Consider the following 14,012-nt stretch of genomic DNA (forward strand, 5'->3'; position numbering starts at 1 on the left):
TAGAAGATAAAGCGGATAGGCGATATTGTGGGCTGGGGATAAAAATGTAAGACTGTTGCAGTATGTGAAACAAGTCGAGAAGTAAATTATCTCACTTTTTTCGCAAAACTTATCTCGCTCGCTTTTATGAAATCTTTCAAATACCACCGGCAACAATTATATCCTTGCCAATTTACAGGATATTGATCCAGCATTAAATACTGAATTACACAAAACCATAGATTCTACTGAACCAGATTTAAACAATCTTAGACGTTATATTAGATTTATTTCCTAATTCAACCGCTAGTTTATCGACTAAACCGCTGGACTCAATACCTCGCCCAATGCTATCTTAAAATTCAAAGAATCAATTAAGAATAGCTTTTTATTCTTAGTGAAGCCAACTCCTTACACAAGGGTATAAGTTTTCTGATATTTACCTATCAATTCAAAGCCCTACAAGCCAGTCTCTGAGTTAGCAAGTATTAGCGAAAATCCCCCGTTTTTATAACTTTTATGCTATAATTCGCAACAATTTTCCCTGTTGGCAGGGCATATTAAAAAGGATTAGGACGTTTCAATGAGCGAATTAGCCAAAGATATTACACCGATCAGTATTGAAGAGGAGCTGAAAAGCTCGTACCTTGACTATGCGATGTCAGTGATTGTCGGGCGGGCATTGCCTGATGTGCGGGACGGGTTGAAGCCCGTTCACCGCCGTGTACTCTTTTCAATGGATCAAAGCGGCAATACTGCCGGCAAACCTTATGTCAAATCGGCACGTGTGGTCGGTGATGTTATCGGTAAGTACCACCCTCACGGCGATTCTGCGGTGTATGATACGATTGTGCGGATGGCACAGCCGTTTTCTTTACGTTATATGTTAGTGGACGGTCAAGGTAACTTCGGTTCGATTGATGGCGATGCACCGGCAGCAATGCGTTATACCGAAGTACGTATGCAGAAAATCACCCAAGAATTGCTGACCGATCTCGACAAAGAAACCGTTGATTTCTCACCGAACTATGACGGCAAAGAGATGATCCCCGATGTTTTGCCGACTAAAATTCCCGCATTGTTGGTAAACGGTTCTTCGGGGATTGCGGTTGGTATGGCAACCAATATTCCGCCGCACAATCTCAATGAAGTGCTGGACGGCTGCTTAGCCTATATCGAAAATGATCAGATCAGCATTGAGGAATTGATGCGCTACATTCCGGGCCCGGATTTTCCGACGGCGGCGATCATCAATGGACGCAAAGGGATTGAGGACGCCTACCGTACCGGACGGGGCAAAGTCTATGTGCGTGCAAAAGCCAGTGTTGAAACAACTGCCAAGGGGCGTGAGCAGATTATCGTTACCGAAATTCCGTATCAAGTGAACAAAGCCCGCCTAATCGAAAAAATTGCCGAATTGGTGAAAGAGAAAAAAGTCGAAGGCATTAGCGAGTTGCGTGATGAATCCGACAAAGACGGGCTACGCATCGTGATTGAAATCAAGCGTGATGCCGTGGGCGAAGTGGTACTGAACAATCTCTATGCGCTCACACAAATGCAGGTAACCTTCGGTATCAATATGGTTGCTCTCGATCACGGTCAGCCGAAACTGTTGAATTTAAAACAGATTATTGAAGCCTTTGTGATGCACCGCCGTGAAGTCGTTACCCGCCGAACCATTTTTGAATTACGCAAAGCCCGCGAACGTGCGCATATTTTAGAAGGGTTAGCGATTGCGTTAGCCAATATCGATCCGGTGATTGAGCTTATCCGCCAATCCAAAACGGCGGACGAAGCTCGTGAAGGTTTGTTATCTCGTCCTTGGGCGTTGGGGAATGTTGCACCAATGCTAGAAGCCACAGGCGTAGATGCCGCCCGTCCGGACGAATTGCCGGAGGAGTACGGTGTCCGCAACGGTGAATATTATTTATCCGAAGCCCAAGCCAAAGCAATTTTAGAATTACGCCTACACCGCTTAACCGGCTTGGAACACGAAAAAATCTTAGACGAATACCAAACTATTTTGGTTGAAATCGGCGAGTTGCTCCACATTCTCAACAGCGCCGAACGCTTAATGGAAGTGATCCGCGAAGAGCTTGAAAAAGTGAAAGCGGAATTTGGCGATGAACGCCGCACCGAAATTACCTCGGCTTCCGGCGATATTAACCTTGAAGATTTAATCGCACAGGAAGATGTGGTGGTTACACTCTCCCACGCCGGCTATGTGAAATATCAGCCGTTATCCGACTACGAAGCGCAACGCCGTGGCGGTAAAGGCAAATCGGCAACCAAAATGAAAGAAGACGATTTCATTGAGAAATTACTGGTTGCCAATACCCACGACACTATTCTCTGCTTCTCCAGCCGAGGACGTTTATATCAACTGAAAGTCTATCAATTACCGCAAGCCAGCCGTGGTGCACGGGGCACACCGATTGTCAATATTCTACCGTTAGTCAAAGAAGAAAATGAGCGGATCACCGCCATTCTAACCGTACCGAACGGTGAATTTAGTGACGATAAATTTATTTTTATGGCGACCGCCAGCGGTACAGTGAAAAAAGTATCCCTTGATGCGTTCAGCAATGTGCGTGCAAGCGGTCTGATCGCCCTTAAACTTCGCGAAGGCGATGAATTGATCGGCGTGGATATTACCGACGGCAATAGCGAAATTATGCTGTTCTCCGCACAAGGGCGGGTGGTACGTTTTGCCGAAACCGCCGTGCGCGGAATGGGACGTGTGGCAACCGGTGTGCGTGGGATTAAACTAGCGACCGCCGAACTGTCGGACGAAGTAGAAGACGCCGATATTGAGCCGATCGAGAATGAAGAAGACGACTCTTCCGTCAATCTGAATACCGATAAAGTGGTTTCTCTCGTGATTCCGCATAATCAAGGTGAAATCCTGACCGTTACCCAAAACGGCTACGGCAAGCGTACCGCCCTGTCGGAATACCCGATTAAATCCCGTGCGACCAAAGGGGTGGTATCGATTAAGGTGAACGAACGCAACGGTAAAGTCGTGGCAGCGGTACAGGTCGAAGAGAGCGATCAGATTATGCTGATTACTGATGCCGGCACCCTCGTCCGCACCCGTGTGAATGAAGTGAGTTTGGTGGGACGTAACACTCAAGGGGTACGCATTATCCGTACCGCTGAAGATGAACAAGTGGTCAGCCTCGAACGTATCTGTGAGATCGAGGACGAAGAAAACGATACCGAGGCGACCAACGAGAACGCCTAATACACTGTAAGTAACAAGCTATATTAAAGGGGATACCTTAGTATCCCCTTTTTATTGATTACACTATATAGCCATTACAAAGCTCAATGATATTGAAAGTCTGTTTGTAATATAAAATCGGGCTTTTGCAAAAATTTCTTCCTAACTAACCGCTTGTCGTACCGACCACTTGGCTGATAATCCGCCCGTTTTCTAAGCGAGTAATGATCTTTTCTCCGATCTGAACGGATTGACTGCTAAGTAACGCAACGCCTTGTTCATTCTGCGTAACGGAATAGCCCCTCGCTAAGACACTCAGCGGGCTTAGACTCTCTAATTTTGCACAGAGTTGCCCAAAGATTTGGCTGTCGTACGAGAGGCGTTTTTCCATTGTATAATGCAGCCGTTGCGATAGGCTTGCCCAGCGTTGCTGATGCTGTTTAACATAGTGCGGTAATGGGTTTTGTTCAACACGCTGAGCCAGCCTTTGCCACCTTTGCTGTTTACGCAACAACAGTTGCTGAAGCTGTTGAGCCAGATTTTTTTCCAGACGAGTGAGTTGCTCACTTTGGCGCTGTAATTGACGGCTTGGGTGCTGTGCATTTAATCGTAATTTTAGCTGCTCGAAACGCCCGATTTTATCCGCCCATAAACGATCAAACGCCAAACTTGCTTTATCTTGTTGATGGCGTAACTGCCGTACTAATTCCGGTTGGTTACGGCTGACAAGCTCGGCGGCGGCAGAGGGGGTCGGCGCACGCACATCTGCAACAAAGTCGGCGATCGTTACATCGGTTTCGTGCCCGACGGCACTGATGATCGGCAAATCCGAAGCCGCAATCGCCCGTGCGACACTTTCCTCGTTAAAGCACCACAAATCCTCCAATGAACCGCCGCCACGCCCGACAATCAGCACTTCACACTCTCTACGCCGGTTTGCCAACGCAATCATTTGCACAATCTCTTTAGCCGCTTCTTTGCCTTGCACAAGGGTCGGGTAAATCACCACTGTCAAACTCGGATCACGCCGTTTTAAGATGTTTAATATATCCTGCAATGCTGCCCCGCTTGACGAGGTGATAATGCCCACCGTTTTCACAAATGCCGGTAATACTTTTTTGCGTTCTTGAGCAAATAAGCCTTCCGCCGCAAGCTTCATCTTTAGCTGTTCAAATTGCTGCTGTAATAAACCATCGCCCGCCGGCTGCATTGACTCAATAATAATTTGATAATCGCCCCTCGGCTCGTAGAGGCTGACACTCGCCCGCACCAAGACTTGCATTCCGTTTTGCGGGCGAAAATTGACCCGCATATTTTTCATTCGGAACATTGCGCAACGCACCTGCGCCGCTTCATCTTTTAAGGTTAAATACCAATGACCCGATACCGGCTGGCTAAAGTTGGAAATTTCCCCCATCAGCCACACACTGCCAAATTCCATTTCAAGCAGATGCTTGACCGAGTAATTGAGTTGCGTAACGGTAAAAATTGTATTCGACATATTCTCACTGTGGTTAAATTTGTAGCCTGTGCAGTTTATCCCAGATTATAGTGCGGATCTAGCCACCGCTGCGATCTTTGTCCATTGTATATTTTGGCGATGATCCGACCGCTTGCACAACGCACGGCATTAGCCGTCCTGCGTAAAAAATGGTACACTGGCGACACTTTTCGAAAAGAAGGATACAGAAATGGAATACCAGTTTACCCACACAATGCACGGGGTCGTGGCAAAATGTTCAATGGATCACGAAGCCTTTGCCCGTTGGCTGAATACGGAAATCGCGCATCAACCGCAAGATTTGGCGAATATTTTCAACGAAATTGAGCAATGCCGCACCGCCAATTCGCCCTATTATGAAGCGATTTTTGAAGGGCGGGAGTATAGTTTATATTTGAGTGCCGAAGAAGTGATGGCAAAAGCCAACAATATTGATATTGCCTTTGACGATTTAGCGGAAATGGAAGAAGGGTTTCATTTCTATAATGAAGAAAGTATCGCTTTTTGCGGGCTGGAAGATTTTGAAGCCTTTCTACAAGCCTATCAACGCTTTTTAACAACCTACCACTAAAAAAGGGCGAAAAATCGCCCTTTCGTTTCGGTTATTTTAAGACATTGATAAAGGCGGAAATCACCCCTAAGTTGATGAAATCCACAAAAAATGCCCCGACAAGAGGTACGATCAGGAACGCTTTATGCGAAGGCCCGAAAGTTTCGGTAACCGATTGCATGTTTGCCACCGCAGTCGGCGTTGCTCCTAATCCGAAGCCGCAATGCCCCGCTGATAAAATCGCTGCGTCGTAATTTTTCCCCATTACCCGATAGGTAATAAAATAGGCATACACAATCATTACCAGCATTTGCGCCAACAAAATAATCAGCATTGAGCCAGCAAGCCCCGCTAATTGCCATAATTTAATGCTCATCAGCGCAATCGCTAAGAATAAACTCAATGATGCGTTGCCGAATACGTCAATCGCCCGATCGAACATATCGAATCTAAATACGAGGGTCAGAATATTACGCAACAACACGCCACAGCCCAATGCCCAAACGAATTGCGGTAAACCGAGATCCGGAAACAGTTTCGACATTACGGACGAAAAGGCCAAACACGCGGCAAATAGTGCCATTGTCTCAATCGCTGATGTGGCGGTGATTAAACGTACATTATCCGCATCTTCAAAGGTATCGCCCGCATATTTGTCCGATGAATCCACTTTGGCAGATTGTTTTGACGGGCTGATTTTCATTCCGTTCACCAAACGGCGAGCCACCGGCCCACCGATTAAGCCGCCGGCGACCAACCCGAAGGTTGCCGATGCCATTGCCATTTCTACCGCACCGGTAATATTGTATTTTTCTGCAAAAATCTTACCCCAAGTTGCCCCTGTGCCGTGCCCGCCGGTTAGGGTGATTGAGCCGGTTAATAACCCCATTAACGGATCTAACCCCAACATTGAAGCCAAAGCGACCCCGACGCTGTTTTGAATGATAATGAAAACGCTCACCACCACTAAAAAAATCACAAGCGGCATACCGCCTTGTTTTAAACGTGAGAAATCCGCTGCTAAACCAATCGAGGAGAAAAAGACCAACATAAACGCCGTTTGCAATGATGATTCAAACTCAAAGGTAATGCCTGCAAATTGGTACAAACAGAAGATAATGCCTGCTGCAAACAGACCGCCTGCAACGGCTTCGGGAATGTTAAAATCTTGTAGAAATTTGATGTTATTCACAAAAACACGACCAATCAATAACACGAGGGTCGCCGCAATTAATGTATGATAGCCATTCAGTACAACCGGCTCCACAATGCCTCCTATATAAACACGATAAATAAGAAACCGACAATGCTACCCAAATCCGCTGATTTTGTCAAAATCAGGGCATTTTCCTCACGTCTTTTACGGACTTTATCTGACAATTTTGAAATAGATCGCATTTTTTATCTATCGGCTTTGCTAGAATATCGTCAGTAATATTTGATTAGATGAGGCGCTTATGAGCGAAATTGCATTAACGGTCAGCCTGCTGGCGCTTGTTGCCGTGGTGGGACTGTGGCTTGGGCATATTAAAATCCGAGGGGTCAGCCTCGGGATCGGCGGCGTGCTGTTCGGCGGGATCATCGTCTCCCATTTTATGACCCAGTTGGGTATCTCCCTTGATGCCCACACGCTACATTTTATCCAAGAGTTCGGCTTAATTTTATTCGTTTATACCATCGGCATTCAGGTCGGCCCTGGTTTTTTCTCCTCGCTCCGCCACTCCGGCTTAAAACTGAACGCCTTTGCGCTGATGATTGTCGGCACAAGCGGTCTATTGGTCGTTATTTTACACAAAGTGTGGGATATTCCGTTACCGGTGATTTTAGGCATTTTCTCCGGTGCGGTAACTAATACGCCTTCACTCGGCGCAGGGCAGCAAGTACTGGCTGAATTGGGCGGCGAAGCCAGCACGGATGTAATGGGTATGGGCTACGCCATTGCCTACCCGTTCGGCATTATCGGCATTTTATTGACGATGTGGTTGGTACGTATTGTGCTGAAAATCAATGTCGATCAGGAAGCCGAGAACTTTGAGCGTAGCTCAAATACGAAAAAAGAGGGGCTAAGTACCCTCAATGTCAGAGTAACCAACCCAAATTTAAACGGCTTAATGCTCAAGGAACTGCCCGACTTTGAGCAGCACGAAGTCGTCTATTCCCGCCTCAAACGAGGAGAAGAATTGTATGTGCCGAAAGTCGATACTACTATTCAAATCGGCGATGTACTGCACCTTGTCGGCGAAAAAAATGCTCTGCACAAAATGCAGCTTATCATCGGCGAAATCGCCAATATTTCCCTTTCAACGAAAGGCACATTGTTTCGCAGCGAACGGGCGGTGGTAACGAACGAAAAAGTGTTCGGTAAAAAAATCCGCCAACTGATGCTAAAAGGTAAATATGATGTGGTGATCTCCCGCCTTAACCGTGCCGGTGTCGAATTAGTGCCGACCGGCGAGATGACATTACAATTTGGGGACGTACTGAATTTAGTCGGACGGGAAGAAGATATTGAATCGGTAATGGCGATTATCGGCAATGCCCAACAGAAATTACAGCAAGTTCAAATGTTGCCGATTTTTATCGGTATCGGCTTAGGCGTGCTGCTCGGCTCTATCCCGATTTACCTGCCCGGTTTCCCCGTTGCTCTCAAACTCGGTTTAGCCGGCGGGCCATTGGTGGTTGCACTCATTTTAGCCCGCATCGGCAGCTTCCGTAAGCTCTACTGGTTTATGCCGCCGAGTGCTAACTTAGCGCTGCGGGAAATCGGTATCGTCCTCTTTTTGGCGGTAGTCGGCTGGAAAGCCGGCGGGAATTTCCTCAATACCCTGCTCAGTAATGACGGCTTAGCGTGGATTGCTTACGGCGCAACCATTACTTTTATTCCGTTGATTATCACCGGCATTGTCGCCCGCCTCTACGGCAAAATGAACTATCTCTCGATCTGCGGATTACTCGCCGGCTCAATGACCGATCCACCGGCACTCGCCTTTGCCAATGCGATCAAAGAAGGCAACGGCGCAGCAGCTCTCTCCTACGCAACCGTCTACCCGCTCGTTATGTTCTGCCGCATTATCCTACCGCAACTGCTGGCAATTTTACTCTGGACAACGGGCTAGTCTAAACGCAAGCGGTTGGTTCGGTAATATTCTTTGCAAAAATAAAGGGAAGCACCGCTTCCCTTTTGCCGACTGTGGCTAAACAAAATAGACTTATTCTACGACTATTACAGCAATCTTGATTATCTTCATTCCGGCTTTACAGCCTTTCATTGATTTTAACTAACACTTATCCATTCTTATAGGCTAAATCCAAATTAGATTGACCTCTAAGTTCTTTGCCACTTTTTCTATACTATTTTAAGGCAGAAAAACTTTTAAAAGAGCTATATATAATTTTAATATGTATTTTGCCTCGCAGACTTAAAATCCACAATATAAACGCAATCTTTACCAATAATAAATTTCACTTGATATTTACCGTTCAAAATAGAAATTTCTTTTTTCTTTCTGATACGATATACATCAGCAGTATAAGCGAGTTTATCTACCTCGCTCTTAATTGCATCATAAAATTGTTCGGCAATAACGACATTTTTTGATTGTTTTAAGATATAACTCGCTTGATCTAATAACTTAATTTCAGCTAAGCCATACCAAATAATCTCATAATCAAATTTCATTATTTCTCGTCTAAACCCAATGTTTTACGTAAATTTTCCATTACTTGATCATGAGACTTAGCTTCAACCAAACCATTTTCTAGCTTATAAAGCAAAGCTAATTCATCATCTGTATAGAAACTCGGTTGTTTCTTTTCAAGACCTAAATCATGAGATAACGTTGCTTCCATATCTTTCCTCTTAATGCTCATTTTGAACTATTTGTCAACCAACTATACAAACCAAGAATATAAAAGTCAATTAACCTTATCTAACTTACTTTTCCTACTACTCTAAAGAAAAATTAAATTGAGTCAATAGTGAAATCACTATGTGTGCATTACTATTCCTCACAAAATGTGAGATTGATCTACAGCTACGTAGTACTAAATTTGTATGCAATAAAAATCGGGACGCTACACAAGCGTCCCGATATCATATCGCTGTTTTGACGGTTTAAGACTTTGCAAAAAAATGCTTCAATCCAACCGCTTGCATTTATTTAAACACTGCCCAAACCGGTGCGTGATCGGATGGTTTTTCCATTGCCCGTATCTCTAAGTCAATCCCCGTTTCGATACAACGATCGGCTAACGGTTTTGATGCCAACACCAAGTCAATCCGCAATCCACGATTATCGTCAAAGCCTTTCGAGCGGTAATCAAACCACGAGAATTTATCATCAGCGTTTGGATTGAGCTGACGGAACGTATCGACCAAGCCGTAACCGTGCAAACGAGCCAGCCACTCCCGCTCTTCCGGCAGGAAAGAGCATTTGCCGTCCCGCAACCAACGTTTGCGGTTCGGCTCGCCAATGCCGATATCCAGATCAGTCGGGCTGATATTCATATCTCCCATAATTACAATAGGATTTTGCGGGTTAAGCTCGCTCTCCAAATAGTGCTGTAAATCCGCATAAAATTTCTGTTTTGCCGGAAATTTGGTTTCGTGGCTGCGGTTTTCGCCCTGCGGAAAATAGCCGTTCAGCACTGTGAGTACGCCAAAAGGCGTCTCAAGATCCGCCATAATCATTCGTTTCTGTGCATCTGTTTCATCAGTCGGAAAGCCTTTTCGCACGGCTAACGGTTTGGCTTTGGTCAGCAATGCCACGCCATAATGCCCTTTCTGACCGTGGTGAAAAACGTGGTAGCCTAAGTGATTTACCAAATCATAGGGAAAGTCTTCATCGGCAACTTTGATTTCCTGTAATCCCAATACGTCCGGTTGGTGTTTTTCAATCAGGGCTTCCAATTGATGCGGTCTTGCTCTCAAGCCATTGATATTAAAAGAGATAAATTTCATTTTTGTCCTTGTTGATACGCAAAACAGACCGCGACAGGCGGTCTGTTATCAGCATTTTTTTGCAAAATTATAATACCATTGCGGCAATCCAGCCGAATACAAGCAACGGAATGTTATAGTGAATAAAGGTCGGCACGACAGAATCCCAAATGTGATCGTGTTTGCCGTCCGCATTTAAACCGGAAGTCGGGCCTAAGGTGGAATCCGAAGCCGGTGAACCCGCATCACCTAACGCTGCGGCAACCCCCACGATAGCCACCGTTGCCAGCGGCGAAAAGCCAAAGGAAATACACAGCGGCACATAAATTGAGGTGATAATCGGCACAGTCGAGAACGATGAACCGATCCCCATTGTAATAAATAGCCCGACAACTAACATCAAGAGCGCAGCGATGCCTTTATTACCAGCACCGATCACACCGTTTACCCCTTCTACTAGAGCCGGTACACCGCCCGTTGCATTCACGACATTGGCAAAGCCAGAGGCTGCAATCATCACAAAGCCGATCATCGCCATTAAACGTAAGCCGTCTTGGAAAATATCATTGCTTTGCTTCAGTTTAAAAATCCCGCCTAATGCAAAAATCACTAAACCGGCTAAACCGCCAACTACGGTAGAATTGGTGCTAAGTTGCACAAAACAGGTTACCACAATCGCGGCAATGCTAACGCCGATGTGGAACGGTTTGACCTGTGCGACACGCTGCTCAATATCATCGGCTTGCGCTTCCGCTACTTCTGCATAAACACGAGGCTTACGGTAAGAGACAAATAGTGCAAATAATAGTCCCAAAATCATACCTAATACCGGAATTAACATCGCCTGCGTAACCTGTGCGGTATTGGTGATGAGGTTAAATTTTTCGCCAGCGGTGTTGATATTTTTCACTAAAATACTTTCGATAAAAATTTGCCCAAAGCCCGCCGGAATCAGCATATAGGTGGCAGTTAAACCGAAAGTTAAGGCACAGGCTACGGCACGGCGGTCGATTTTCAACTGATTCATCACGCTTAATAGCGGCGGGACGACAATCGGAATGAAAGCAATATGCACCGGAATGACGTTTTGAGATGACATTGAAAACAGTACAAGGGTAAATAAGACTAGATATTTAAACCAAAATACCGAGCGACCAGACGGACGTTGCCCAAAGGCACGGATCACTTTGTAGGCAAGTAAATCGGTTACGCCCGATTTGGATAAGGCAACCGCAAACGCCCCTAATACAGCATAGTTCATCGCCGTTTCCGCCCCACCACCTAAACCGCCGGTGAAGTTTTTAATCGTCAGATTCAGTGCTTCGCTGAGGCCTGCTTCATTGACACCGTAGTGCCCCAAAATACCGCAGGTTAAGGCGGCAATAATCAACGCAAGTACCACGTTAATTCGCAACAAACTCAGTGCGAGTAACACGATAATTGAGATGACAACCTCATTAGTAAATAACATTGTGTTTGACCTCTCTTTGAATAATAAAATTAAATCGGTTTAACGCTAATGACGCCATTTTCCGTATAATCTAGCATATCCTCGTCCTCTTGCACAATCGGCATAGACGGAATGTCGGCTTTATCAAAGGCAATATCGCCCTCAATGCCGTCTAAGTGCTGCCCGTGGCGGATCGCTTTAAAATCAAATAACGCCGGATCGCATAAATGGGACGGTGTCACATTTTGCAGCGCACTGAACATTGTTTCAATTCTCCCCGGATATTGACGATCCCAAGTTTGCAGCATTTCTTTTACGACTTGGCGCTGTAAATTAGGCTGCGAGCCGCACAAGTTACACGGAATGATCGGGAATTGTTTTGCTTCGGCGTATTTCTCAATATCTTTTTCTTTACAATAGGCTAACGGGCGAATCACGATTTGCTTGCCGTCATCACTAATCAACTTCGGCGGCATACTTTTTAATTTGCCGCCGTAGAACATATTCAAAAAGAGGGTCTCCAACATATCGTCTCGGTGATGCCCTAATGCAATTTTCGTTGCGCCCAACTCGGTTGCCGTGCGGTAAAGAATACCACGGCGAAGACGTGAGCATAGCGAACAGGTGGTTTTACCTTCGGGGATTTTCTCTTTCACAATACCGTAGGTATTTTCTTCGACAATTTTATACTCCACCCCGATTTGCGTGAGATACTCCGGCAAGATATGTTCGGGAAAGCCCGGCTGTTTTTGGTCGAGGTTCACCGCCACCAATTCAAAATTAATCGGCGCATTGATTTTAAGGTTCAACAAAATATCCAACAACGTATAGCTGTCTTTGCCGCCCGATAAACAAACCATTACCCGATCGCCGTCTTCAATCATATTAAAATCGGCAATCGCATTGCCGACATTACGGCGTAAGCGTTTTTGCAACTTATTCAGGTTATAAACGTTTTTTTTCTCTTTTTGCGTGTTTTGAAAGGAATCTTGGGTCATAATGCTCAAAATGCGTGTCGTTATATTTAAACTTTAATAAAATGGCACATAGTAAACACTTCCCTATTTTTTTCAAGTTTTTAGGATAAAAATGGCAACCAAACGAATTATTCTCGGCATTAGCGGCGCAAGCGGTTTTCAGTATGGCTACAAAGCGTTGCAACTACTCAATCAATTAGAGGATATTGAAACGCATCTTGTGCTCTCAAAAGGGGCTGAATTAACCCGACAATACGAAACATCTATCAGCGAGCAACAAGTCTTGGCTCTTACTGATGTTATCCACCCTATCCATAATTTAGGTGCAAGTATTGCGAGCGGCTCGTTTAAAACCTTAGGAATGCTAGTTGCACCCTGCTCAATGCGCACCCTCGCTGGCATTGCACACGGCTTTAGCGACAATCTATTGAGCCGTGCTGCCGATGTCGTCCTCAAAGAACGCCGAAAGCTCGTACTAATGGTGAGAGAAACCCCACTTAACCTCGCCCATATTGATAATATGCGGAAAGTAACGGAAATGGGCGGCATTATCTTCCCGCCCGTACCGGCACTTTATCACCAACCACAAACCGCCGATGAAATCATTACCCACTCTGCCGCCAGAGCATTAGATCTGTTTGATTTGAACATTGAAATGCCACGTTGGACAGGAAAATAACTACAAAAAGTAACTACAAGCGGTCAGTTCCACACCATTTTTTACAATTAAACAAATGGAGAGAGATTAAGGATAGATCTCGTTCTAAAAGGTGAGTAAATTTTAAATTAAGAAAAAACATTTATAGAAATTTAATGTTTTTATTTAATTTGCTCTATTTATTAGCTCACCTTAAATCTCTTGTAACGAATAAAGCAAAGTTGTTATTAGACATTTTAATCTCCTTAGTTTAAATATTTTTCTATTAGCTCAATCCCATCTGAAATATGACTATTATTACAGCGATAGCTGTCAGCTAATCCAGATAATGGGGATATCATATAACCTGCAATATCATTATATTGCACGATAACTTTTTCAAGTTTATGGTCGTAAAGAATAAAGGTATTATGTCCAAAAATAGTTTCTGGATACACATATGTATATATGTTTACGTTAGGATATCTACTGTTCACACTGGATAAACTATGCTCATTACCATTGAAGTACATTACAGGTTTATATAACCCTTGATTTTTGATAAAAAAAGGTTCTTGTTCAGGCTCTCCTTCAATAGTAGGATAGTATATCCATTCTGTATCTTTTAAGGATTCCTTAACACCTGATAGTTTTCGCCATTCTTCAGGGGTAAGAAAGATTTCGACTTCTTTACCTTCCCACATTTTACAGCGGATAGGGGTAACTATACGGGCGGCCAAATAATCCCCAAAAGGG

At 44.8% G+C, this 14,012-nt stretch carries 12 protein-coding genes; 4 read left to right on the plus strand and 8 right to left on the minus strand.

Translation table 11 applies throughout. The annotated features are described in order from the left end of the window. The first annotated feature begins 562 nt into the window (after positions 1-562). Positions 563-3,223 (plus strand): DNA topoisomerase (ATP-hydrolyzing) subunit A, encoded by a 2,661-nt coding sequence (gene gyrA, locus E4T80_RS10085; RefSeq protein WP_135058038.1) that lies wholly within the window; start codon positions 563-565, stop codon positions 3,221-3,223. Between the two features lie 145 nt (positions 3,224-3,368). Here gyrA and xseA read toward each other — a convergent pair whose 3' ends face one another. Next, positions 3,369-4,703 (minus strand): exodeoxyribonuclease VII large subunit, encoded by a 1,335-nt coding sequence (xseA, locus tag E4T80_RS10090; RefSeq protein ID WP_135058040.1) that lies wholly within the window; start codon positions 4,701-4,703, stop codon positions 3,369-3,371. Positions 4,704-4,893: 190 nt separating this feature from the next. On the opposite strand from xseA, the gene E4T80_RS10095 reads away from it, so the two are divergent. Continuing rightward, the gene (locus tag E4T80_RS10095) at positions 4,894-5,274 is read left to right on the plus strand and encodes a YacL family protein (protein ID WP_135058042.1); all 381 of its coding nucleotides are present in this window, start codon (positions 4,894-4,896) and stop codon (positions 5,272-5,274) included. A gap of 31 nt (positions 5,275-5,305) precedes the next feature. Here the strand turns inward: E4T80_RS10095 and gltS are convergent, their stop codons facing one another. Then, positions 5,306-6,520 carry a sodium/glutamate symporter gene (gltS, locus tag E4T80_RS10100; RefSeq protein ID WP_135058044.1) on the minus strand — a complete coding sequence of 405 codons (1,215 nt, stop codon included), beginning with the start codon at positions 6,518-6,520 and terminating at the stop codon, positions 5,306-5,308. Positions 6,521-6,710: 190 nt separating this feature from the next. Between gltS and E4T80_RS10105 the strand changes: the two genes are divergently transcribed. Beyond that, complete coding sequence (locus tag E4T80_RS10105) at positions 6,711-8,369, plus strand: putative transporter (RefSeq protein ID WP_135058046.1); 1,659 nt, start codon at positions 6,711-6,713, stop codon at positions 8,367-8,369. Between the two features lie 278 nt (positions 8,370-8,647). Here E4T80_RS10105 and E4T80_RS10110 read toward each other — a convergent pair whose 3' ends face one another. From E4T80_RS10110 to ttcA, 5 genes are all read right to left on the minus strand, one after another. Next, positions 8,648-8,932 (minus strand): type II toxin-antitoxin system RelE/ParE family toxin, encoded by a 285-nt coding sequence (locus E4T80_RS10110; RefSeq protein WP_135058048.1) that lies wholly within the window; start codon positions 8,930-8,932, stop codon positions 8,648-8,650. Continuing rightward, a complete protein-coding gene (locus tag E4T80_RS12820) occupies positions 8,932-9,102 on the minus strand; it encodes a hypothetical protein (protein ID WP_167740719.1) in 171 nt (56 codons plus the stop codon). Before E4T80_RS12820 ends, E4T80_RS10110 begins: the two co-directional genes overlap by 1 nt. Before the next feature lie 307 nt (positions 9,103-9,409). Then, positions 9,410-10,213 (minus strand): exodeoxyribonuclease III, encoded by an 804-nt coding sequence (gene xthA / locus E4T80_RS10115; protein WP_135058050.1) that lies wholly within the window; start codon positions 10,211-10,213, stop codon positions 9,410-9,412. Between the two features lie 67 nt (positions 10,214-10,280). After that, on the minus strand, positions 10,281-11,663 hold the full coding sequence (locus E4T80_RS10120) for a Na+/H+ antiporter family protein (protein WP_135058052.1): 1,383 nt from the start codon (positions 11,661-11,663) through the stop codon (positions 10,281-10,283). A gap of 29 nt (positions 11,664-11,692) precedes the next feature. Further along, complete coding sequence (gene ttcA / locus E4T80_RS10125; RefSeq protein ID WP_135058054.1) at positions 11,693-12,640, minus strand: tRNA 2-thiocytidine(32) synthetase TtcA; 948 nt, start codon at positions 12,638-12,640, stop codon at positions 11,693-11,695. Between the two features lie 91 nt (positions 12,641-12,731). Between ttcA and E4T80_RS10130 the strand changes: the two genes are divergently transcribed. Continuing rightward, positions 12,732-13,298 (plus strand): UbiX family flavin prenyltransferase, encoded by a 567-nt coding sequence (locus E4T80_RS10130; protein ID WP_135058056.1) that lies wholly within the window; start codon positions 12,732-12,734, stop codon positions 13,296-13,298. Positions 13,299-13,522: 224 nt separating this feature from the next. On the opposite strand, the gene E4T80_RS10135 is transcribed toward E4T80_RS10130, so the two are convergent. Further along, positions 13,523-13,960: a hypothetical protein gene (locus E4T80_RS10135; RefSeq protein ID WP_135058058.1), complete on the minus strand. Its 438-nt coding sequence runs from the start codon at positions 13,958-13,960 to the stop codon at positions 13,523-13,525. Between the last annotated feature and the right edge of the window lie 52 nt (positions 13,961-14,012).

The organism is Muribacter muris, from assembly GCF_004569585.1.
GTDB classification, from domain to species: Bacteria; Pseudomonadota; Gammaproteobacteria; order Enterobacterales; family Pasteurellaceae; genus Muribacter; species Muribacter muris.

Bases quoted from the DNA above. Each gene is read 5' to 3' on its own strand.
- gyrA (WP_135058038.1), top strand. From the start codon at position 563: ATGAGCGAATTAGCCAAAGATATTACACCGATCAGTATTGAAGAGGAG.
- E4T80_RS12820 (WP_167740719.1), bottom strand. From the start codon at position 9,102: ATGGAAGCAACGTTATCTCATGATTTAGGTCTTGAAAAGAAACAACCG.
- ttcA (WP_135058054.1), bottom strand. From the start codon at position 12,640: ATGACCCAAGATTCCTTTCAAAACACGCAAAAAGAGAAAAAAAACGTT.
- E4T80_RS10095 (WP_135058042.1), top strand. From the start codon at position 4,894: ATGGAATACCAGTTTACCCACACAATGCACGGGGTCGTGGCAAAATGT.
- E4T80_RS10135 (WP_135058058.1), bottom strand. From the start codon at position 13,960: ATGTGGGAAGGTAAAGAAGTCGAAATCTTTCTTACCCCTGAAGAATGG.
- E4T80_RS10110 (WP_135058048.1), bottom strand. From the start codon at position 8,932: ATGAAATTTGATTATGAGATTATTTGGTATGGCTTAGCTGAAATTAAG.
- E4T80_RS10130 (WP_135058056.1), top strand. From the start codon at position 12,732: ATGGCAACCAAACGAATTATTCTCGGCATTAGCGGCGCAAGCGGTTTT.
- xthA (WP_135058050.1), bottom strand. From the start codon at position 10,213: ATGAAATTTATCTCTTTTAATATCAATGGCTTGAGAGCAAGACCGCAT.
- xseA (WP_135058040.1), bottom strand. From the start codon at position 4,703: ATGTCGAATACAATTTTTACCGTTACGCAACTCAATTACTCGGTCAAG.
- E4T80_RS10120 (WP_135058052.1), bottom strand. From the start codon at position 11,663: ATGTTATTTACTAATGAGGTTGTCATCTCAATTATCGTGTTACTCGCA.
- E4T80_RS10105 (WP_135058046.1), top strand. From the start codon at position 6,711: ATGAGCGAAATTGCATTAACGGTCAGCCTGCTGGCGCTTGTTGCCGTG.